The sequence below is a fragment of the Gallibacter sp. Marseille-QA0791 genome, from assembly GCF_965119705.1.
GTDB classification, from domain to species: Bacteria; Bacillota; Clostridia; order Peptostreptococcales; family Anaerovoracaceae; genus Lentihominibacter; species Lentihominibacter excrementipullorum.
Genome location: NZ_CBCPMH010000001.1, coordinates 593,602 through 615,233 on the forward strand (window position 1 = coordinate 593,602; position 21,632 = coordinate 615,233).

Here is a 21,632-nt window from a genome sequence, read left to right on the forward strand (position 1 = left end):
TTAGAATTTCCTTGAAATGAACAGTATTATACCGGTCCCTGCTGCCAATGCGATGAGGCACGATATCGTCTCCATCCCGGCAGGGATACCCGGGAAAACCTCAGCCAGAGAACCCAGTACGAATCCCAGTATCATCAGATATGTAGGCTGAGGGAACTCCGTCATCGCCTTCTCCAGTATCTTTGTCGTTAAAACGATGCCCAGTATCAGTCCTATGCCCAGAGGCAGCAGGAACGGCATATACACCTGACTTATTGCAGTGACAGTTTCGTCGTAAAGGCCCATTATGAGCAGCAGATATGAAACGCTTATCCCCGGAAGCACCAGGGCTATGGCTGCTACGAACCCCGCCAGAGCGAGGAACAGCATACCGGTGAGATCAGCATCCAAAGACGACTCCGATCCACTGGCCGGGATAAATGAAATAGCCACTACCACCGCGATACCTGCGATCACGTAAAAAAGTCCCCGTATGGAAAACTTCTTCAATTCCGATTTACTGAATATCATAGGCACACTGCCTATCACCGCGCCCATGAAGAAATACAGCGTGGGCATCGTGAATTCATCCAACAGGTACAGTATAGGTCTGGACAACAGGAACATCCCCAGTATTCCCCCTGCCGAAAAAAGTATCAGGAACCTCAAGCTGGCACCCTTATGCTTCATGAAGGAGCTTACCGAGTAGATAAGATCGTCATAGATGCCAAGGATTATCGCCATGGAACCTCCACTGACCCCGGGAACCAGCATGGTCCCTCCAACTACCAGCCCCTTTATTATCGTTAACGGATTATTGTTGCTGAATTTTGCTTCTTTATGATTATCCTGCAATTCTCTGTCCTCTCCTCTTCGCTCATGATATGAATGTGTCGACAAGAAAAAATGCAAATCTTCACGGCATCCGCCTTGAAAATCTGCATTACCCTCTCTCCGATGCCGGTCTTAGGCGCCTGTCGATAACTCCAACAGGCCATCTTGCAAATTCCCACATACGTTAAGGTTCTCTTACAAGTCTATATTATAACATATCGACCGTAGATTAGGAAATCAATTTTGGCCATAGCCGGCCACTGACACCATGCCGTCTTACAAACAAAACAGCCTTCCAAATCGGAAGGCTGTTTTGTATTGAAGATTGTTCCTTGATCTGGTGCGGATAAAGGGATTCGAACCCCCATGAAGTAACCTTCACACGGACCTGAACCGTGCGCGTCTGCCAATTCCGCCATATCCGCATATCCAGCGACCTTTATATTATAACCATAATCGCCGATTATTGCAAGAGATTATTTGCAAATTCTTTTCTTTTTATCATATATATTTGGGTAAGACATAAGCCGGGTTCTGTATCAGACAATCATCTATCTTGGCCTGACGTTGCCGCCAGGCTCATGCGACCTACCTCCCGGACAGCGACGGGCAGCCGCTTTTCACGTCCATTTTGGTCTTGCTCCGGATGGGGTTTACACGAAACGCATGTTACCATGTGTCTCTGTGAGCTCTTACCTCACAATTTCACCCTTGCCACGGCTTGATCCGTTTCGGCGGTGTGTTTCTGTTGCACTTTCCCTATAGTTACCTACGCCGGACGTTATCCGGCATCCCTGCCCTGTGGAGCCCGGACTTTCCTCATATACCGCGAAGGTATACGCGATTGCCAGTCTTACCCAAAAATTAATGATAATGACGTTAATATTTATACCACAAATATATTTCTTTGTAAAGCGGTCTTTTCACAGGAAAATATCTCTTACAGCATCGTAAAAGGCTCTTGATTTATTTTTGAAGCCGCGATACTGACTCCTTCCAGTTTCTTTTCCAGCTTCTCCTTCATGGCCGACGCGAAGAACTTCTCAGTTCCGTAATGTCCCGCGTCGATGACAGCTATTCCATGAGCCAGAGCATATCTCGCCTCATGGTACTTCACATCGCCTGTGATGAACATCTGGCACCCCGAGGCCGCGGCCATTTCCATCAAATCAGCGCCTGCGCCTGTACACACGCCTACCATCGTTATCTCCTCATCCATATCTCCCACGAAGCGCAGCTGGCGAAGGCTTATATCCATCTGAGCCGAAACGAGACCCAGTACCTGTCTGCACGTCATTGCCTCTTTCAGTTTTCCCATCCTGCCTATATCGGCTTCATCGGCCCTCTCTATCATTTTTGCCGCCGCGGACACAGGCTCACCCTTCAGGTTCCTGACCGAAGTGAGGCCCAACATCCTGGCGATGATGTCGTTATTACCGCCCTTTACCTTGTCAAAAGGCGTGTGGCAGGAATAGACCGAGATCCCGCCGCTGACCAGCTTCATCATGGCCTTATCGTCAGGATCACCCGCGTGGAGCTTCTTGATGCCGCCGAAGATCAGAGGATGATGAGTCACTATCATTCCTGCCCCAAGATGTATAGCCTCGTCCACCACCTTCATATCCACCTCCAGGCATGTCAGCAGTCTGTCTACGCAGCTGTCCTCAAACCCTATCAGGAGACCGCTGTTGTCCCACGACTCCTGAAGGCTCACAGGAGCTATCTCCTCTATCGCTTCCACTACCTCCGTCACCGTTATGCCCTTTTTTTTGTTATCTTCCATCTTTCATCCCTCCAACAGACCTTTCAGATAATAAATGCTGTCGCAGATGTCGCTTTCCAGCGCGTGGTTACGCTCCCTGGAAAGCATGACATTTTCCAGCTTTTTCTTTTCCGTCTCCAGATTTCTTTCGATGAAATCCTCTACCGGTCCTGTAGACGACATTATCCACGGCGGCACATCGTAAAACACAGCAGCCTTATCGCCGCCGTAAGCGGATTCCACCGTTTCCTCCGTTATGCAAAGACCGTTGCCGCTCCGGCTGTCATCGCCGTCCCTTCGTGGTACAGCGGTGATTATCTCTGAGATGTGATCTCCTTCCTCCGCCAGATCCTCATGGATTATAGCGAAATCGTTTTCCAGAAGCCACTTTCTCAGCTCTCCCTGTCTTATGCGAGGCTGCAGCACGAACTTGCCGAAGGAACGTGTCAGCTCCATATCGCCGCTCATGATGTCGCGAATCAGTTTCCCGCCCATCCCTGCGATGACTACTGCGTCCACTTCGGCCGGCTCCAGTATGGAAAGCCCGTCACCTATGCGGAAGTCGATTTTTTCCCCGCTGTCGGAGAGATGCTCTTTGCAATTCCGCTCTCCCTTCATCAGTGACGGTCCGCTGACGTCGGTCATCACTGCCCTGGGTGATATCCCCGCCTCTACCAGATATATAGGCAAGAAACCATGGTCTGTGCCGATATCAGCCATGGTTTCGCCTTTTTCTATCCTGTTTGCTATCGCCTGTAATCTGTCGTTCAAATTCATCATCGTTCTATGCTTTATTCCAGATAATCTTTCAGTTTCTTGCTCCTGGTCGGATGTCTCAGCTTTCTGAGGGCCTTGGCCTCTATCTGCCTTATCCTTTCGCGGGTGACATCGAATTTTTTTCCCACTTCCTCCAGAGTCCTGGCTCTGCCGTCTTCCAGACCGAATCTCAGCTTGAGCACCTTCTGCTCTCTCTCGGTAAGAGTCCCCAGTACATCTACGAGCTGTTCCTTCAGCATGGAGAAAGCTGCCGCCTCAGCAGGAGCCGGGGCGTCGTCGTCAGGGATAAAATCTCCCAGATGGCTGTCCTCTTCCTCTCCGATAGGGGTCTCCAGGGAAACAGGCTCCTGTGATATCTTCAGTATCTCCCTCACCTTTTCCACCGATATCCCCATCTCTGCAGCTATCTCATCAGGGGTAGGTTCTCTTCCTTCCTCCTGCAGCAGCTGTCTTGATACCCTTATCAGCTTGTTGATAGTCTCCACCATATGGACAGGTATCCTGATGGTCCTGGCCTGGTCAGCGATAGATCTGGTTATGGCCTGTCTTATCCACCAGGTGGCGTAAGTGCTGAACTTGTATCCCTTAGTCCAGTCGAACTTGTCCACCGCCTTGATAAGTCCCAGGTTGCCTTCCTGTATCAGATCCAGGAACAGCATTCCTCTTCCCACGTATTTCTTGGCGATGCTGACCACCAGTCTCAGATTCGCCTCGCACAATTTCTGCTTGGCGTACTCGTCTCCCTGTTCCATCCTCTTGGCCAGGTCTATCTCCTCCTGAGCTGTAAGGAGAGGCACTTTTCCTATTTCTTTGAGATACATACGCACCGGATCGTCGACAGCGATACTCTTGGAAATGGTGGACTCCAGATCTATCTCCTTGGCGTCGGGGTTCTCAGCTATTACAGCTTCCACCTCCGGATCGTCCACCTCTTCATCATCCATCTCCATCAGTTCGATGTCGTCAGGCTCGCTTTCCATGCTGACTTCGATGCCCTTGTTCATCAGGCTGTCATAGATATCATCCATCTGATCCTTATCTATGTCCATATCACCCAGCCTGTCTGAGACCTCCGTATAGGTGAGCATCTTCTTGCCATTGGCTGCCGCCTTTTCAGCCAGATCGTTTATTATCTGATTCTTAGTTTCCTCATCCAGTATCCCGCCTTCTCCCTGTTCATTCATGGAAGAGAGACTGTTCTCTTTTTCCAGCTTTTCATTTTCTTCGATAGGTTTCGTCATTATCTTATCCTTCAATTCTTCCTTCATTTCCCAAGCCCCCTTAATTCTTCAATTCCTTCTGTATCTGTATGAGCTGCTTCATCAACGTTTCTATTTCATCGTGATTTTCCTCTTCGTCCGCCAGAGACAGCCGCATCATCAGCTCCTTCTCCTGGCGATGCAGCATTTCCTTCCGTATCTTGGCGATACAGTCCTCGAACATGTGACGTTCTTTCCCCGCAGGCACCACCTTCCGCTCTATCTCATCGAACAGCCCGATATCCTCTTCATCCAGCATTTCACGGATCTCCTGCGGCTCTACCGAACCATCTTTCGCAGCAGACGCTATGCACCTGTATATGTTCCTGCCGGCGCTGCTTCTGAAAGCTTCCTCCTCCACATCCTCCGGAAGTCGGATAAAGGCTGAGTCCAGCAGCATCAACTTTATCAGATCCTTTTCCACCAGCGGGACATCATCCGTTCCGCGACCTTCGGATTTAGTGTTTTCAACGGTTCCGCCAGGTCTGCCGTATCCCTTTTCCATGATATTATTGCCTGAATACTCAAATCTTATAGCTCCCTCGGAGATCCCTGTCTCTTCAGCCAGCTTTCTTATGTATATATCGGCCTCCACCGGCTTCATTCCTCTGAGGATATCTACTGCTGCCTCAGTGTAAGCTATCCGCTGCTGACTGTCCTCCAGGTCGTACTGCTGCCGCAGATAACCCAGCTTGAAATCACCGTAGGGCAGCGCTTCGTCTGCCAGCTGGAGGAACGCCTTCCTGCCGTTCTTCTTTATGAACTCGTCCGGGTCTTTTCCGTCGGTGACCTTCAGGACTCTGGCGACACAGTTCTCACCATAGAGTATGTCAAGGCCCCGCATAGCTGCCTTCTGCCCTGCCTGGTCGGCGTCGTAGGACAATATCACATTCCTGGTATAACGCTTTATCAGCTTGACCTGGCTTTCCGTAAGGGCTGTCCCCAGAGAGGCGGACACGTTCCTCACACCTGCCTGATACAGAGACACCACATCCATGTACCCTTCCACCAGGATTATGGAATCCTGCTTTCTCACTTCCGCCCCCGTCAGATTGAGACCGTAGAGGTTGTATTTCTTCTTGAATACGTCCGACTCCTGAGAATTGAGATATTTAGGTTCTCCCTCGCCTACTATCCTTCCGCCGAACCCGATCACCTTTTCCCTGGCGTCTATGATAGGAAAGATGACCCTGCTCCTGAATTTATCGTAATACCCGTTCCTTCCCTTTGAGATCAGCCCCAGCTCCAGCATCTTCCCGTCGGACACGCCCTGGGCTTTTAGGAACAGGTACAAGCTGTCCCAGCTGCTGTCGGCATACCCTATGCCGAACTTGTTGAGGATATCCTCGGATATCCCCCGGTCTTTCATGTATGTATATCCCGGATTGGCCCTCTCCCGCATTCCTTTGAAAAAAAATCTGGCGGCCTGACGGTTTATCTCGTAAAGTTCTCCGTTGTCCCTCTTGTCCTGAAAAGCGCCTTCTAAACTGATGCCATACTCCTTAGCCAGCATCTCCACAGCACCTCTGAAATCCAGGTTGTAATAGCGCTTGACGAACTCGAGCACGTCTCCGGTGGCTCCGCATCCGAAACACGTGAATATCTGTTTTGCCTCGGAAACAACAAAAGAAGGTGTCTTTTCGTTATGAAAGGGGCATATCCCCTTGTAATTGCTCCCTGCTCTTTTCAGCGGAACCACTCTGCCAATGATATCAACGATATTACACCTGCTTTTTATCTCGTCAACTATATTAGTCTGATTATTCGCGCTCAACTCCGTCACTCCTGATAAAAACAACCTTTACTTTATATATACGACAAAAGCCCGCGTTTTCCTTTTTTCCACCACAAAAAAATTTGTTTTTTGCCTGCAATATTGCTTTTTTTCACAAAAAAAGTTCTTCATAGAGCCCCAGAGCGTATCTGTCGGTCATACCTGCTATATGGTCTTTCACCAGTTCCTGATGACTGAATTCACCTTCCATCGCCCTCAGATCCTCAGGAAGCGCATCGGGTCTTTCCATGAAGTATCTGTACAGTGAAACTATCACGTTCCTTATCTTCTCTATGTCCTCCGCCTTTTTGACCTGACGGTTATGGTAAACTTTTTCGAACATATATGCCCGCAGCCTGTTCATAGCGTCGGCCTTTTCTCTGCTCAATTGTGCCGTAGGCCTGTCGAAGCTGTTTTCTATCATATCTTTCACGAGGGTATCGATCCTCTTCTTATGAGTATCTCCCAGTACAGCGATGCTTTCCTCCGGCAGATCTTCCGCCGTTATTATCCCACTCCTGATGGCGTCATCGATGTCGTGATTTATATAAGCTATCCTGTCGCTGGTCTTTACGACCTGGCCTTCCGCGGTGATCGGCATCGTCGCTCCTGTATGATTAAGTATGCCATCCCTCACTTCAAAAGTCAGATTCATGCCCCGTCTGCCGGAGGAACCTGACTCCAGAACGTCCACTACTCTCAGGCTCTGGACATTATGCCTGAAACCGCCCGGATATATCTCATTGAGCACCGCCTCGCCGCTGTGGCCGAAGGGCGTATGCCCCAGGTCATGCCCCATGGCTATGGCCTCCGTCAGATCCTCATTGAGTCCCGCTCCCCTGGCTATCGTCCTGGCTATCTGGGATACTTCTATGGTGTGCGTCAGCCTCGTCCTGTAATGATCGCCTTCCGGAGCCAGGAACACCTGCGTCTTGTGCATCAATCTCCTGAAAGCTTTGGAATGTATTATCCTGTCCCTGTCCCTCTGAAAGTCCGTCCTTATAGCGCATTTTTCTTCCGGTATCTTCCTTCCCCTGCTTTCCGCGGCCTTGGCGGCATATGATGTCAGATCCCGGAACTCTCTTTTCTCTATATCAGACCTATTTATCATATACTCCTCCATATTCTAATATAATAATACATATGGCCTGTTACATTGTAAAGTTGTTTCTTTTCATGATCTCCGCCCCCAGACCGCTGTCCACTGTCCCCAGCAGCTCCGCCACCTTCTTCTGGAGCTCCTCATCCAGGAAGAATATATGCTCAGCTATGGCCTCTGTCAGATCCTCTCTCTCCTCATCCGTCAAGTCTGCGTAAAACTCCGCCGCCTGTCTTGTCTCCTTCACTCCAGCCCACCTCTTTCCAGCTCTTCCACCCTGTACATGTAATTGATGATATCGCCCAGTCCATCCCCGCGCCATGCGATCCCTTCAACTGTGTTTTCCGGCACGAAACTCGTCGTATCCCGTCTGGACAGGGCACCATCCGGGACAGATGTCAGCTTCATTATCCCGGCTGCCACAGCTGGTACGGTCTCCTCATCCCATAACACTGTCCGCTTTGTTATCTCAGCGATATTCTCTCCGTCATATCCTCTCATCTGCACGTACAGCTCATACTGAGGGAATGCTCCGCTTTTCACAGCCGCTTCCAGATCATCCACCGCTCTGTCGCTGTCGAAGCCGGCCATGAACTCCGCTGACAGTCTGTCGAGAGCTTTGTCGCTTCCCCGGCTCCCTTCCCTGTCTTCCACGACAGGAAGCCACCTGTATCTCACCAGATATCTTCCTCCTGCCGCGTTTTCCCACACACACGTATCGGCCGAATACCATTTCATACCGATGTAGGATCCTGAGAGACCTTCCTTTGAGAAAAGCCTGAGCGCGCAGTGCGCCGCTTCCGGATTTTCGACGATAAACTCCCAGAAACGGCGGGTATTTATCCCGTCAAAGCTGTACCGTTTCGTGAAAGCGTCAGCCATATCGAAGAATTTTTCCGCCTCATCGATAAAAAACACCGGTATGCTGTGGCATATCATATCGTAATCGCCATCGCCGCTGTGGAACTTCACATTCATCCCCTTGATGTTTCGCGCTGTATCAGCTGTTCCCGGGCTGCCCAGCATAGACGCGAATCTGACCGTCACCGGTGTTATCTCGTCAAAGCTTCCGAATATCCTCGCCTTCGTATATTCCGAAAAGGACATGTACGGCCTGAAAAAGCCTTCGGCCGTTACGCCCTTCCTGAACAGGAGCCGCGGCCTGGGAAGCTCCTTTATCATCCTGTGTATCCGTTGTAGCATTAAAAAATCTGTCATCAACACCACCTCACGGTAGTATATGCGACAGATCCTGTTTTTGCCTGCATAAGCTTCATACTCGGATGAGCATCTTCGGGTCAAGGGGGCAGATCATGGTCAAATGCCTGTATGTCCAAAGCCTCCCTCTCCTCTGACCGTCTCACTCAGCTCCTCCGCCTGGACCAGCTGGGCTTTTTCATATCTGGCCACCACCATCTGGGCTATCCTGTCTCCATCGTTGACCGTGAAGACTTCCTCTCCCCAGTTGATGAGCGAGACCTTCACTTCGCCCCGGTAATCGCTGTCTATAGTGCCGACGCCATTAGTAAGACCGATGCCATGTCTTACTGCCAGTCCGCTTCTGGCCCGTATCTGCACCTCATATCCTTCAGGTATCTCCATGAAAAGGCCGGTAGGTATCAACGCCCGCTCTCCCGGTTTTATCTCCACAGGTCCATCCAGATACGCCTTTATATCCATCCCGGCGGAGCCTTCCGTCTCATAACGCGGAAGCTCCCCCGACATCGTCTTCATCATTATCCTCATCCTCTTACCAGTCCTTCCAGATCGAACATCCTTCCTGTGACCGCCGCGCCGCAATACGACTTGTAATCTCCTATCATGGCCGCTGCCTGGAGTATGTCCTCACGGGTGACGCTGTCGAACTCCTTGAGGACTTCCTCCGGAGAATAGACCTTGCCCAGCAGCAGTTTGTTTTTCCCGATGGAAAACATTCTGCTGTTGATGTTCTCCAGACCGAATATATATGAACTCTTGACCTGTTCCTTGGCCATGGACAGTTCCTCATCGGTGACGCCCTTTTCCCTCAGCGAATCCAGCTCACACCTTATGGCTTCGAGAGCATCCTCCGCTTTGTCATGAGCTACACCGGCATATATGCTGAAGAACCCCCAGTAGCTGGAGAACACATTCATGGAGCATACTGAATAAGCCAGTCCCTTTTCTTCTCTGATGCTCTGGAAAAGCCTGGAGCTCATGCTGCCGCCAAATATACTGTTCATCAATACAAAGGTATAGTACTTGCTGTCGTCCATGGAAACACTCGGCGTCGCAAGGCAGATATGGGTCTGCTCTATATCTCTCTCCTTCACATCGAAGCTTTGTCTGTACGGCTTCAGCTCCGTACGGACTGTCACTTTTTTATCTCGCAGTGAATTGAGCCTGTCCTCGAACAGCTCCGCAATAGCCTTCTCATCGAAATTTCCCGCTATAGCTACGACAATGCTGTCCCTGGCGTATTTTTCCCGATAATATCCCGTCAGCTTATCTCTGTCTATGGCCGACAGACTTTCCGGCGTCCCCAGGATGGACCTTCCCAGCGGATTGCCACTGGCCACCAGCTCCGATATAGTATCATACACGTCATCGTCGGGGCTGTCCTTCACCATCTTTATTTCCTCGAATATGACCTTTCGTTCCTTGTCCATCTCATCAGGATCGAATCTAGATCCTGTAAGCATGTCCAGCAGGATCTCTGCTCCTTTACATATGTTGGAAGACAGGGTCTTGATATAATAGCAGGTAGCTTCCTTCCCCGTAAAAGCGTTGAACATACCTCCTATCTTATCCACATCGGACGCGATCTCTTTAGCTGACCTGTTTTCCGTTCCTTTGAACATCATGTGTTCTATATAATGGGATACCCCGGAAACATCATCCGTCTCATCGGCGGCCCCGGCCTTTACCCATATGCCCAGAGCTGCCGACTGCACGTAATCAGTCTTCTCCATGATGAGCGTGGTACCGCACTTCAGCTTTACCGTTTTTACCATATCAGCGCTTCCCCTTTCACTGGATTTAAAATGTATTGTAACACAAATTTTAGACTTTTCATATACTGCCATTGAACAATTCAGTATAAATTCATATTGCGGTTACCATTAAGGAGGTAAAACATGAACTGTTTTTGCACACCACAGAACAACACCCAGGACAACGGCTGCTGCAAAGCCAATGAGCTTTGCAGCTTCAGCGGCAATCTGGACGATGTCACCGCTACGCCAATCTACGTGCAGAGCGTGTATGACGCCGTAAGATTCCACATGCAGGGAATGAAGACGGTACAGTGCCTCAAATTCACTCCGGCCATACCGCCGGGATGCTCTGTCAGCAGGATCATCGATATCAGATGCAAAAAGGTCTTTGACCCGTCTCAGGCTTCAAGCAGCGATAATCTCACGCTGGATATGGAAACGGGCATCTCAGGAGCCTACTTCGTCAACGAATGCAACAGCGTCGTAGAAACAGTAGGGCCTGACGGCGTGCCTTCAGAAAAGATACTTTTCGCCGATACCAGTGACTGTGACGCCACCGACTGTGGAACTCCGATATTCGGTACACAGAACGTGAAGATCTGGGGCAATATCGTGGTCTACATAGACCTGGCTGTCTGCGACAGCTGCGGCAGGGAAAGCACCATGACCGTCTGCGCGGAGGTGAACATAGCAAAGCCTGCTTGTCCGCTGGTGCTGACCAACTTCTTCGAGCTCTGCATGCCTAGCACTACCAACTCGGCCTTCATGCCTAGACTGACTGAACTCTCCAACGCAGGCTTCACCTGCAGGATGGCCACCAACAACGCGTCCCGCGACCTGTGCCTGGGGCCTAACGGAGAGATAACAGCTAACCTGATCATCACCATCTGTATCACAGTGGAAAAAAAGATCACGGTACCTGTACAGCTCTGTGTCCTCTCCACAGGATTCGCGGAAGCACCGCTCCAGGAAAATGTGTCAGGGATAGTCACGTGTCCCGGTTTATTTCCTGAGAGAAATGATGGCGGCTGCGGCTCCTGTGGCAGCCAAAATGAGTCAAACGCTTGTGTTACGAACCCGTGCTGCGATCCATGCTGCTCTCAACAATCTTCAGACCGCGACTGCGGCTGCGGTGATTTCCCACCGTCAGCGTGCAAATAGGTGTCCGTAGCCGTCGATGGCTGTATCCTTGAAAAACGGACTGTCCGCCGGAGGTATCCGGCGGGCAGTCCGTTTTTCACACAATAGAACATAATGAGAAACATCTGGCGGCAGACAGCAGGCATCACAGCCCATTGACGATATTGTCAGGCCGTTCTCCCCTGCTTACCTTCTCTATAGCCGACCATATCATCCCGTATCCTCTCCTGAATGAAGCGCCTGTGATCCCTCCTATGTGACAGCTCAAAAGCAGCTTCCCTGCGGCATCCTCAGGAGCCGTCACCAGCGTATTGTCCGGCTGTACAGGCTCTCCGTCCATGGTGTCCAATCCGGCTCCCGCTATCCACCCCGACTCCAGAGCTTTCACCAAAGACGCGCTGTCCACCAGCTCTCCTCTCGACGTGTTTATCAGATAAGCTGTATCCTTCATCTTCCTCAGAAAATCGTCGTCCACCATGTACCTGGTCTCCTCTGTGACAGGCAGATGAAGGCTGACGATGTCACACGAAGCCAGCAGCTGTTCCCGTTCCATATATCTGACATCCATTTCAGCTTCTTCCCCGGCAGAAAGCCTGCGCGGCTTGAAATACGCCACATCAGCTCCGAAGGCCGCAAGCAGTCTGGCCGTCGCCTTTCCGATATCTCCCATCCCTATGAGACCTACGGTACAATCGCCCAGTTCCCGGAGACTCCCCTCCAGCATATACCTTTCCTTCGTCTCTATCTGTTTCCCGCTCCTGACACTTTCATCTCCGCCTTTCACATCTCTCAGCAGTCCCAGCATCAACAGCACCGCCTGTTCCGCCACTGCGGCCGCGTTCATCCCTTTGCAGTTGCACACATATATCCCTCTGGCGGCGGCTTTCTCAGTATCCACCCCCTGATAACCTACTCCTTCGGAATGTATGAGCTTCAGATCCGGCATACCTTCGATCAGTGAAGCTGACACATCAGCGACAGCGTCTACAAGTATGTAATTGGCATCGCTGTGCAGTTCCAATATCGTCCCGTCGTCAGTCCCTACCGGGACATAGACGATGTCATATCTGTCAAAGAGGCTGCTGTCAGCCGTATACCTGGCCAACCGGCCTTCTTTTCCGATAACCAGCAGTTTTTTCATATCCGTCATCCTTTCTCATCTTCTTCCTGTCGATTTTATAAGAATACGCCATACTATTCAAGGGCGGGAAGCGATTTTTATTGATTTTTATCTCAGTATATGGTACCGTATTTGAACGGGAAATTATTCACATATTCTAAGAGGGACAATCACAATGAAACGTTATTATTTGAACATACTCGTCATCGGCTTCGCTCTCTTCTCCATGTTTTTCGGAGCGGGGAACATAATCTTTCCTCCTTACCTGGGGCTGGAAGCCGGATCTCACTGGATACTGGGATTCATCTTCTATTACATGGCCGACATCGGTCTGGCCATCGTAGCCATCTTCGCCCTGATAAAAAACAACGGCGATATTTTCATGCTGACTGGCCGCATAGGCAAGATCCCGGGAAAGCTGATGGTCTCTGTGATCGTCCTCTGCATAGGGCCTATCATAGCGATACCACGCACGGGAGCCTCCGTCCACGAAATGCTGGTCCTGCCTCATACAGACAGCGTCTCCCCTATCGTCACCACGGCCATATTCTTCGCCATCGTATTGGTGCTGACCATCAGGGAATCAGCTGTAGTGGATATCCTGGGAAAATTCCTGACGCCCCTGCTCTTCATAGGACTGCTGCTCCTGATAATATCCGGTATCGTTTCACCTTTCGGAGACATCGCTTCCGAGCCTAAGATAGATAATATCATCATCGCCGGAGTCAATTCGGGATACCAGACTATGGATGTGCTGGCCGCCATGATATTTGGTATCATCGTGGTCAAAAGCGTCATGGAGAAGGGCTACACTGAGCCTACTGCCAAATACAAGGCCGTCCGTGCCTCCAGCCTGGTAGCCGGCTTCGGGCTCCTGATAGTTTACTGCGGCCTCACATATCTGGGCGCTACCGCTTCCACAACTTATGGTATGGATATCAACCGATCCCAGCTGATAATAAACATCACCGACGGCCTCCTGGGAGACGCCGGCGTCCTGGTATTGGGGATCGTCGTGACACTGGCCTGTCTCACCACCGCTGTAGCTCTCGTCAGCTCCGGCTCCGATTACTTCAGCAGTCTCTCGAGAGGAAGACTCAGCTATAAGCTCCTGGCGGTAGTGATATGCGTGTTCAGTGCTGTCATAGGGAATTTGGGCATAGACGCCATCGTTATGCTGGCCGAACCGGTTCTCAGTCTGGTATATCCCGGCGCTCTGACTCTGATCGTGATGGGTCTCTTTTCAGACCGGATATCCGACTACACAATAAGAGGAGCAGTTCTCGGCGCCCTGGCAGGGAGTCTCCTTGAACTGCTCTATAATTACGAAATACTCCAGCCGGCATTCGTCCCTCATCTGCCGCTCAGCAATTTCGGGTTCGGCTGGTTCATCTTCGCCGTAGCGGGAGGTATAGCCGGCGCTGTGATAAGACGCGTGAAGGCCCGTTGACATCATCTCCTTCAACAGGTCCGTTAGCTGGCTCTCCTCTCTATCCGCAGCTTGTCTGCGATAATGGCGATGAACTCCGAGTTTGTCGGCTTGCCCTTATCGTTCTGTACCGTATAGCCGAAGAGCGCGTCTATGGTCTCCAGCTTTCCTCTGTTCCACGCCACCTCTATGGCATGTCTGATAGCCCTTTCGACCCGGCTGGGAGTAGTGTTGTTGGCCTTGGCGATGGCCGGGTACAGCTCCTTGGTCACAGCTCCCAGCAGATCTATATCTTCCACCACCATGATGATGGCGTCCCTCAGATAATGATATCCTTTGATGTGGGCGGGAACTCCTATTTCGTGTATTATGTTGGTTATATCGATCTCCAGGCTTTTTTCATCATCCTTCTGTCCCGTCAGTATGGCTCTGGCGTATTGCATCTTGTTATCGCTCTTATCGTCCACGCCCGACAGCTGATTGATGCGCTTCATCAGCACGTCCAGATTGAAGGGCTTCACTATGTAGTATTCCGCGCCCAGGCTTATGGCCTTCTGGGTGATAGGCTCCTGTCCCACTGCTGACAAGACGATAGTTCTGGGGTACTTTTCAAGTTCTATGTTGTTTATGGTTTCCAGGACGCCCAATCCGTCAAGATGGGGCATGACCATGTCCAGTATCAAGATCTCAGGCTGGTGCAGTTTGATGTTTTCTATAGTCTTTATGCCGTCATGAGAAACGAAAGCCAGATCGATATCTTCCTTCTCCTTGAAGTAATCGACGAGAATCTCACAGAATTCCTTATTATCGTCAGCGATACCGATTTTAATCCTTTTCATTTTCATATTCCTCCTGTTTTCCTGCCTTAACACACTATGTTCGACAATTGTTACATATATTATTTTTAAATACATTCTGACTATTATCAATAATTGGATGAATACATTTTGCTTTATTTTTCGACAAGGTTCGACTCTTCCAGCATCCACTCGATAAATATCCCGTATCCACGCTGAGGATCATTGACGAATACGTGGGTGACGGCACCGATTATCCTGTCGTTCTGTATGATAGGACTGCCGCTCATACCCTGGACGATACCACCGCTCTCTTCCAGCAGCTCTTCGTCAGTGACGCGGATGACCATGCTTTTGTCGGCCGGCGAATCCTGATCCTCTATCTTCTCTATCTCTATGTCGAAGCGCTTTATCTCATTGTTTGAAAGCGTAGACAAAATATAAGCGTCTCCCAGCTCCACCTGCTCCCTCGTCCCGACAGCCAGCGGCTGATCGTACAGCGGACTTTCCATGGGATGATACGCCAGTCCGAAGACGCCATAGCTGCTGTTCTTTTCCAGGCTGCCCAGCGGATCGTCAGAATGATAGAATATCCCTCTTATCTCCCCGGGCTCTCCATCCTTTCCCTCCTGTACCTCCTGCACCTGGGATTCCAGCAAAAGACCTGTCTCTACCGAAAGGATAGCGCCCGTTTCCGGATCTACGATACCATGACCCAGCGCTCCGAAAGTTGAATTAGACGGATCGTAATATGTCAGCGTACCTATCCCGGCAGTCTTGTCCTTGACCCATACGCCCAGCTTATAGAGCCCGTCCTCTCCCGATTCTACAGGGTCGACCTCTACGTTGATGATGCTGTCGTTTCTCTTTACCTTGAGTCTGACCGTGCCCTTCGCCTCGTTGACAATGGACTGTACCTCATCAGCCCTGTATACCTCCGTTCCGTTTATCGCCATTATTATGTCGCCTATCTGCAGTCCGCTCAAAAGCCCCGGATTGACCTTTTCTCCGCTCTTTCCCTCTATTTCTTCCAGGCCTACTATCAGGACTCCTCTCACATCCATCTTGACTCCCACTGACTGACCTCCCGGTACCAGCACTTTTTCCGCCACTACAGGCGACGCAGCAGTCCTTTCAGTCTGCGGGAAAAACTGGCCGATGATGATAATAGAAAGAAGAAGTCCGCATAGTACGAGCGCACTTTTTTTTAAAAAGCTCTTCATTGAAAGTCCTCCTAGCTATCGAAATTCTGAAGGAATTCCCCCAGGTCCTCTTCCGTCTCTATAGTCACCCCATCGACGAACAATTGCTGATCGTTTTCCGACAGCAGATCGAAAGGTATAGAAGTTATGAGATACAGCTCCTTGTTTCCTTTCTCATCGCATATGAAGACCTTGACGACTCCATCTACTTCCTTTATTAGGTATGATTCCGGTTCGCCTGCTGTGCCTGTCTCCTCGCCTTCAGATATCGTTTCTTTTTTGCCGGAGGTCTCCGTCTCCGCCTTTTCATCCTCTTCTACCCTGACCTTTTGAGCCGCCTCCTCCGCCGCATCGTTGTCCACCGCGCTCTGATAGTTCAACCACACCCCAAAGCTCAGCACAAAAGCTCCTACGACGGAAAATATTATCCTGTTTCTCAGCTTTTTTCTTCTCGTATCTCTGAACATACTCACTCACCTCAAATCTATTATGAGCTTTTTGCCCTTATTTATACATGGCTCGCCTCCCGACAGAAATACAGAGGAAACACGACCTGAGTTCTTCATAGCCAATCAAAAAAAGCCGTCTCAAACGGCTTTTTTATTTACCATATGTCCATATATCGATGCTATTTGAGTCCGAATTCCACCAGCTTGTTGAAAAGCTGTCTTCTCGATATGGATAATATATCAGCTACCTTGTTCATATCAGAGTGGTATCTGGACAGCAGCTCCTCTATATAAGCCTTTTCAGCCTTGCTCCTGTACTCCTTCAGCGTTTCCGTATAATCGGTCTCGAAGCTTCCGCTGCGTGGAGAGCGAAAACGCTCCGGCGCACGCCCCGACAACATGTCTGATGGCAGATATCCCTTTTCTATCTCACCGTGTTCCGACAGCACCATGCATCGCTCGATAATGTTCTTCAGCTCTCTTACATTGCCGGGATAATCGTATCCCGTCAGGATCTCCAGCACATCATCGCTGATCTTTATCCCATCCTTTTTCATTTCTCTGGAATAGCTGTCTATGAAATGCTCTATCAGCAATGGTATATCTTCCCGCCTCTCCCTCAGAGGAGGTATCTCTATGACGATGGTGCTTATCCTGTAAAACAGATCGCTTCTGAAAAGGCCATTGTCCATATCCTCCTTCAGGTTCCTGTTGGTGGCCGTTATCAGCCTGAAGTCCACATTTATCGGGGTGTTGCTCCCCATTCTGTATATGGTCCTGTTTTCTATGGCCTTCAGCAGTTTCGCCTGAAGGTTCATAGAGACGCCGCCTATCTCGTCCAGGAACAGCGTTCCGCCGCTGGCCGCTTCAAACAGCCCCATTCTCCGCTGCGTAGCGCCTGTAAAGGAGCCTTTCTCATGGCCGAAAAGTTCCGATTCCAAGATAGAATCCGACAGAGCCTGGCAATTGAGATCCAGCAGACTGGCGTCCTTCCTGTTGCTCCTCTCATGTATAAAGGTGGCCAGCACCTCTTTTCCCGAGCCTGATTCTCCGAACAGCATTATGTTCGATTCGCTGGCAGCTGCTTTCTCGGCCATCTCCAGCATCTGTCTGTAGCGCGGGCTCTTGCTCTCCAGCATGTATTTATTCCTGGCCTTCTCCCTCAGAAGGGCGTTTTTCATATCGGTGATGCGCTTGTCCCTGATGTTGCGTATCTCTATCAAAAGCTCCGCCGGATCCATGCCCTTGGTCACGTATGTATATGCTCCCGCCTTCATGGCCTCCACAGCCTTTTCCACCGTGCCGTAGGCCGTCAGCATCAATACGTCCGCATCATAATCTCTCTCCTTTATGGCCTTCAGCAGCTCGAACCCGTCCATCACCGGCATGCTCAGGTCTGATACCACTATGTCGAATGCCTTGTTCTCCATGATCTTCAGCGCTTCCTGTCCGTTGAAACAAGTCTCGACCGAGTAGCCGTCGTTTTCCAAGATGAGTTTCAGCACTTCGCAGTAATCCTTTTCGTCATCTACCACCAGTATGCTCATGTTCTTTTTTACCATCATCAACCTCCCCGCTTCTGTGCTCCCGCAGCGGCAGCGTCAGCATGAATACCGAGCCTACGCCCACCTTGCTGCGGACATCGATTTTTCCGTCCAGCTTCCCTGTTTCGTTATAGACTATATAAAGCCCCAGACCATTCCCCTTATGTCCTTCTTTGGTAGTAAAAAACGGGTTGAATATATTCTGCAATATATCCTCCTCTATGCCTGTCCCGGTATCCTGAACATCTATTTCGAATTCCTGCTTATATTTTACCACTTTTATCGACAATTTTCCATTTTCTTTCATCGCATCAGTGGCATTTTGTACCAGATTTATCAATATCATATCGAGAGCTTCTACCCGGATATATGTCTCTATCTTTTCACTGCATGTGATCTCCAGCTTTATGTTTTTCTTTCTGAGTATATTGTCATTGAGAGACGCCAGAGAACGTATATGCTCCTCCACGTCTATCCACTCCTCCTGTCCTGATGACGCTCTGGAAAAGTTCAGCAGATTATTTATTATGGCCCCCGATCTGTCTACCGCAGCTTCTATGTGTCCTATGGCCTTGTCCCTTATTTCCATATCCACATCCATATTTTTCAACACGTAACAGTAATTCCTTATGATGCCCAGCGGGTTCCTTATCTCATGAGCAACACCGGCAGCCAGCTGGCCGACAGCTATCATCTTATTGTCCTGGAGCATCTGACGCTCAGCCATGACCTCTCCTGTGATGTCCCTTGCCATGAACAACAGCTTTTCCACCACACCTTTGGCTCCCTCTATTGGGAAAATGTCCACCTCAAAAATATCCTGCTTCCTCGTGATCTCCCTGCTCTCAGTGTATTCGCCGCGTGATGCACGCTCCATCATCTCCCGCAGACTGGCACGTCCTTCCTCATCCATCTCCAATATATCGTATATATTGCTGTTGGTGACATTTTTGTGGATCGCTTCGAAGAAATAGCGGTTTATATCCAGTACCACGCCGTTGAGATCCAGCTCCGCCAGATAATAGCTGACGCCATTGAACGTAGTCTTCAGCTCCTTCTTGCTTTCGTTGAGCTTTTCCATCCTGTTCTCCAGCTCCGCATAGAGATTCTTGTTTGTCTGATAATATATGAAAAACGCTATCATGACAGAAGTGAATATGATCAATACGAGCATATAGACATCTTCATTGTTCTCTTTCATATAGACGGGCCCGTTGCCATCGAACCATTTCTGGCTGGCCTCGTAGCTGAGCGTATGCCGGTCTGTCACGTTTATACACTTGTTCATGAGCGTGTATAGCACTGAATCCTCATCCACCATTATGCACACGTTCTGACTGTAGACACTGTCTTCCGTGGCCAGATAGTCCTTGTTCCCATCTAGAGCCAGCCACATGGCGCTCCTCGGAGCCAGCATGAAGTCCAGATCCTCTGCTCTGGCCAGCTCCAGAGCCTCCTCGGCCGAATCGGCATACACGAAATCCACATCCTGTCCGTCGTAGCTTATATCGTTATCTTCACTTCTCTGATAGCCCTCTACGATGACTCCCGACAGATCTGAGTTCAACTGGCCGTCTGCCTTCACATACATGGCCCAGTCCAGCTGAAGAAGCGGCGGAACGTAATTGCTGTCCACGTTCCTGTCCTCATCGGTCACCGCAGTGATACGGCCGTCAGCTCCTTCCTCTTCATCTGTCAGTCTTATATCCAGATCTACGTTTCTGAACACATCGTCCATATACTCCTGAAGGAACCCATTGCCGTCAGCATTCATGAATCTGATACTGTCATCTACATATATGACCACCTCATCGTGGTTTTCCACATGCTCCCTCTCGGCTTCGGTCATCTCCAGGCGTCCGGTCTCCCCGGATCTTATATCACCGTCCCTGTCCTGCAAAGCGTATATGAATATTATGCCTATGAGCACTATGATGACCCCAAGGAACAGATACTGCGAAAACTTTTTCTTCATGATTTACTCCTTCTTCGCGCGAATCTCTCGCCGAATACATTCAGCTCCATCTCGTCGTCGTCCATCGGCTTTCTCCTCCACCTGGTCAGCAGCGTGATCACTGCTCCCACCGCCAGCCACAGCAGCGCGATGATGAACTCAGGCGATATGGTCGTGAAGGTGAAATTTTCCCTGAGGTACAGCAGGAAATAGAAGCATACAGCCAGCAGGATGACGATGCCCATCCCGGCGCCTCCCCTGACGCTGAATGGCCTGCTGAGATCCGGCTCCTTTTTCTTCAGTACGATGTAGGATATCACAACAAATATATATGAAAAGAGTGAACACAGAGAACTGGTATTGATAAACCATTCCAGCGCGTTCATCCCCAGAAGAGGAGCGACTACAGCGATACCTCCTACCAGCAGCACCGCTACATAAGGCGTTTTATACTTCTTATGTATCCTCCCAAGCGCGGCCGGAAGGAGCCCTGCCCTGCTCATGGCGCAGAGCAGCCTGGTGGCGCCGATGAAGAACCCGTTCCAGGTAGTCAGTATGCCGAAGATCCCTCCGATTATGACCAGCAGCGAAAAGACTTCCCCATTAAAAAGGTATGTGGCCACATCAGCCAGCGGGATGTTGTTGGACGCCCTGATCTCCATCGGAGCCGCCAACGAGATCCCTATTATGAGGAGGCAGTACCAGATGATGCTGAAGATGATGCAAACGAGCACCATCTTTCCGATGTCTTTCTCGGCTATATTCATCTCCTCCGCCGATTGAGGGATGACGTTGAAGCCTATCAGCATGGCAGGGACCATACAGAAGGTGTAATAAAAGCCATCCTGCCTCCACAGTGTCCTTCCTATATTGCTTACATCACCGAAAACCACGCCTCCGAAGAGCATGAAGAATACGACCATGATAATGACGACTGTGGCCATGACCTGAAACAGCACAGCGGGCCTGGTCCCAAAGAAGTTGATGAGAGTTACCACGACAGCCCCTGCCATTCCAAACACGGCCCATGAAAAATTCACCTGATAACCCGCCACCTCCCACAGCGGAACGGCTGACGGTACGGAAAACATATAATTTATGGCTGTGGAAGTGGCTATCCCTTCCCACGCCACGACGCCTATATAAGCTATGGACATTATCCAGCCTACCAGCCAGGCCGGCCTCCTGCCTATGGCTCTGTACACGAACACGAACTCCCCTCCTGAGAGAGGCAGCGCGGAGGTCAGTTCACTGTAAGTAAGACCCACTGCCAGTATCAGCAGACCACCCAGCACAAAAGCAGCCAGTGCCCCCATCATACCTGCTTCGTTGATCCAGGAAGGAGCCATCATTACCCAGCTCCATCCTATCATCGTACCGAATCCGATAGCTATTATATCAGTCCTTCCAAGGACTTTACTTACGGAATTCCCCATATCTTTCATATTTTTCTCCTAATACATGAGTGCAAGTTATCTATTATTATACAACAAAAAAGCAACAAAGTGGCATATAGCCACTTTCCTGCTTCGAGAATT

19 protein-coding genes, 1 tRNA gene and 1 other RNA gene are annotated in these 21,632 nt (G+C 50.1%); 2 read left to right on the forward strand and 19 right to left on the reverse strand.

The genetic code is table 11. The annotated features are described in order from the left end of the window. The 12 genes from ACQY69_RS02770 to ACQY69_RS02825 form a co-directional block, all read right to left on the reverse strand. Entirely contained in the window at positions 1-834 is an 834-nt protein-coding gene (locus tag ACQY69_RS02770) for a DUF368 domain-containing protein (RefSeq protein WP_428258430.1), read from the reverse strand. 317 nt (positions 835-1,151) lie between these two features. After that, positions 1,152-1,238, reverse strand: a tRNA-Leu gene (locus ACQY69_RS02775). A gap of 83 nt (positions 1,239-1,321) precedes the next feature. Next, positions 1,322-1,673, reverse strand: an RNA gene (rnpB, locus tag ACQY69_RS02780) — RNase P RNA component class A. An 80-nt stretch (positions 1,674-1,753) separates the two neighbouring features. Then, positions 1,754-2,596 (reverse strand): Nif3-like dinuclear metal center hexameric protein, encoded by an 843-nt coding sequence (locus ACQY69_RS02785; protein WP_428258431.1) that lies wholly within the window; start codon positions 2,594-2,596, stop codon positions 1,754-1,756. A 3-nt stretch (positions 2,597-2,599) separates the two neighbouring features. Further along, positions 2,600-3,355, reverse strand: a complete 756-nt coding sequence (locus ACQY69_RS02790; RefSeq protein ID WP_428258433.1) for a tRNA (adenine(22)-N(1))-methyltransferase — start codon at positions 3,353-3,355, stop codon at positions 2,600-2,602. 11 nt (positions 3,356-3,366) lie between these two features. Beyond that, on the reverse strand, positions 3,367-4,512 hold the full coding sequence (rpoD, locus tag ACQY69_RS02795; RefSeq protein ID WP_428261004.1) for an RNA polymerase sigma factor RpoD: 1,146 nt from the start codon (positions 4,510-4,512) through the stop codon (positions 3,367-3,369). A 121-nt stretch (positions 4,513-4,633) separates the two neighbouring features. Continuing rightward, positions 4,634-6,385 carry a DNA primase gene (gene dnaG / locus ACQY69_RS02800; protein WP_428258435.1) on the reverse strand — a complete coding sequence of 584 codons (1,752 nt, stop codon included), beginning with the start codon at positions 6,383-6,385 and terminating at the stop codon, positions 4,634-4,636. 112 nt (positions 6,386-6,497) lie between these two features. After that, entirely contained in the window at positions 6,498-7,496 is a 999-nt protein-coding gene (locus ACQY69_RS02805; protein WP_428258437.1) for a deoxyguanosinetriphosphate triphosphohydrolase, read from the reverse strand. A 40-nt stretch (positions 7,497-7,536) separates the two neighbouring features. Next, on the reverse strand, positions 7,537-7,731 hold the full coding sequence (locus ACQY69_RS02810; protein WP_428258439.1) for a catalase-related domain-containing protein: 195 nt from the start codon (positions 7,729-7,731) through the stop codon (positions 7,537-7,539). Next, a complete protein-coding gene (locus ACQY69_RS02815) occupies positions 7,728-8,786 on the reverse strand; it encodes a catalase (RefSeq protein WP_428258441.1) in 1,059 nt (352 codons plus the stop codon). Before ACQY69_RS02815 ends, ACQY69_RS02810 begins: the two co-directional genes overlap by 4 nt. 15 nt (positions 8,787-8,801) lie before the next feature. Further along, complete coding sequence (gene dut, locus ACQY69_RS02820; protein WP_428258442.1) at positions 8,802-9,221, reverse strand: dUTP diphosphatase; 420 nt, start codon at positions 9,219-9,221, stop codon at positions 8,802-8,804. A gap of 5 nt (positions 9,222-9,226) precedes the next feature. Next, entirely contained in the window at positions 9,227-10,477 is a 1,251-nt protein-coding gene (locus ACQY69_RS02825; RefSeq protein WP_428258443.1) for a M16 family metallopeptidase, read from the reverse strand. A gap of 123 nt (positions 10,478-10,600) precedes the next feature. Between ACQY69_RS02825 and ACQY69_RS02830 the strand changes: the two genes are divergently transcribed. After that, the gene (locus ACQY69_RS02830) at positions 10,601-11,620 is read left to right on the forward strand and encodes a hypothetical protein (RefSeq protein ID WP_428258444.1); all 1,020 of its coding nucleotides are present in this window, start codon (positions 10,601-10,603) and stop codon (positions 11,618-11,620) included. Positions 11,621-11,744: 124 nt separating this feature from the next. Here ACQY69_RS02830 and ACQY69_RS02835 read toward each other — a convergent pair whose 3' ends face one another. Beyond that, complete coding sequence (locus ACQY69_RS02835) at positions 11,745-12,740, reverse strand: 2-hydroxyacid dehydrogenase (RefSeq protein ID WP_428258445.1); 996 nt, start codon at positions 12,738-12,740, stop codon at positions 11,745-11,747. Between the two features lie 154 nt (positions 12,741-12,894). Here ACQY69_RS02835 and brnQ point away from each other — a divergent pair, with 154 nt between their 5' ends. After that, positions 12,895-14,169 (forward strand): branched-chain amino acid transport system II carrier protein, encoded by a 1,275-nt coding sequence (gene brnQ / locus ACQY69_RS02840; RefSeq protein ID WP_428258447.1) that lies wholly within the window; start codon positions 12,895-12,897, stop codon positions 14,167-14,169. Between the two features lie 23 nt (positions 14,170-14,192). On the opposite strand, the gene spo0A is transcribed toward brnQ, so the two are convergent. From spo0A to ACQY69_RS02870, 6 genes are all read right to left on the reverse strand, one after another. After that, positions 14,193-14,993 carry a sporulation transcription factor Spo0A gene (spo0A, locus tag ACQY69_RS02845; protein ID WP_428258449.1) on the reverse strand — a complete coding sequence of 267 codons (801 nt, stop codon included), beginning with the start codon at positions 14,991-14,993 and terminating at the stop codon, positions 14,193-14,195. Between the two features lie 107 nt (positions 14,994-15,100). Next, positions 15,101-16,168 carry a SpoIVB peptidase gene (gene spoIVB / locus ACQY69_RS02850; RefSeq protein ID WP_428258451.1) on the reverse strand — a complete coding sequence of 356 codons (1,068 nt, stop codon included), beginning with the start codon at positions 16,166-16,168 and terminating at the stop codon, positions 15,101-15,103. 11 nt (positions 16,169-16,179) lie between these two features. Continuing rightward, the gene (locus ACQY69_RS02855; protein WP_428258453.1) at positions 16,180-16,614 is read right to left on the reverse strand and encodes a hypothetical protein; all 435 of its coding nucleotides are present in this window, start codon (positions 16,612-16,614) and stop codon (positions 16,180-16,182) included. 161 nt (positions 16,615-16,775) lie between these two features. Next, positions 16,776-18,158, reverse strand: coding sequence for a sigma-54-dependent transcriptional regulator (locus tag ACQY69_RS02860; protein WP_428258455.1), 1,383 nt, complete (start codon positions 18,156-18,158; stop codon positions 16,776-16,778). Beyond that, on the reverse strand, positions 18,121-20,115 hold the full coding sequence (locus ACQY69_RS02865; RefSeq protein WP_428258456.1) for a sensor histidine kinase: 1,995 nt from the start codon (positions 20,113-20,115) through the stop codon (positions 18,121-18,123). The genes ACQY69_RS02860 and ACQY69_RS02865 overlap by 38 nt, the downstream gene beginning before the upstream one ends. Next, positions 20,112-21,539, reverse strand: coding sequence for an APC family permease (locus tag ACQY69_RS02870; protein WP_428258457.1), 1,428 nt, complete (start codon positions 21,537-21,539; stop codon positions 20,112-20,114). The genes ACQY69_RS02865 and ACQY69_RS02870 overlap by 4 nt, the downstream gene beginning before the upstream one ends. Positions 21,540-21,632: the final 93 nt, after the last annotated feature.

What these genes read in the sequence shown, in the direction of transcription:
- brnQ (WP_428258447.1), top strand. Translation starts at nt 12,895, where the DNA reads ATGAAACGTTATTATTTGAACATACTCGTCATCGGCTTCGCTCTCTTC.
- ACQY69_RS02870 (WP_428258457.1), bottom strand. Translation starts at nt 21,539, where the DNA reads ATGAAAGATATGGGGAATTCCGTAAGTAAAGTCCTTGGAAGGACTGAT.
- dut (WP_428258442.1), bottom strand. Translation starts at nt 9,221, where the DNA reads ATGATGAAGACGATGTCGGGGGAGCTTCCGCGTTATGAGACGGAAGGC.
- ACQY69_RS02825 (WP_428258443.1), bottom strand. Translation starts at nt 10,477, where the DNA reads ATGGTAAAAACGGTAAAGCTGAAGTGCGGTACCACGCTCATCATGGAG.
- ACQY69_RS02835 (WP_428258445.1), bottom strand. Translation starts at nt 12,740, where the DNA reads ATGAAAAAACTGCTGGTTATCGGAAAAGAAGGCCGGTTGGCCAGGTAT.
- ACQY69_RS02865 (WP_428258456.1), bottom strand. Translation starts at nt 20,115, where the DNA reads ATGAAGAAAAAGTTTTCGCAGTATCTGTTCCTTGGGGTCATCATAGTG.
- ACQY69_RS02805 (WP_428258437.1), bottom strand. Translation starts at nt 7,496, where the DNA reads ATGATAAATAGGTCTGATATAGAGAAAAGAGAGTTCCGGGATCTGACA.
- ACQY69_RS02785 (WP_428258431.1), bottom strand. Translation starts at nt 2,596, where the DNA reads ATGGAAGATAACAAAAAAAAGGGCATAACGGTGACGGAGGTAGTGGAA.
- ACQY69_RS02790 (WP_428258433.1), bottom strand. Translation starts at nt 3,355, where the DNA reads ATGATGAATTTGAACGACAGATTACAGGCGATAGCAAACAGGATAGAA.
- ACQY69_RS02855 (WP_428258453.1), bottom strand. Translation starts at nt 16,614, where the DNA reads ATGTTCAGAGATACGAGAAGAAAAAAGCTGAGAAACAGGATAATATTT.
- ACQY69_RS02860 (WP_428258455.1), bottom strand. Translation starts at nt 18,158, where the DNA reads ATGGTAAAAAAGAACATGAGCATACTGGTGGTAGATGACGAAAAGGAT.
- ACQY69_RS02830 (WP_428258444.1), top strand. Translation starts at nt 10,601, where the DNA reads ATGAACTGTTTTTGCACACCACAGAACAACACCCAGGACAACGGCTGC.
- spo0A (WP_428258449.1), bottom strand. Translation starts at nt 14,993, where the DNA reads ATGAAAATGAAAAGGATTAAAATCGGTATCGCTGACGATAATAAGGAA.
- spoIVB (WP_428258451.1), bottom strand. Translation starts at nt 16,168, where the DNA reads ATGAAGAGCTTTTTAAAAAAAAGTGCGCTCGTACTATGCGGACTTCTT.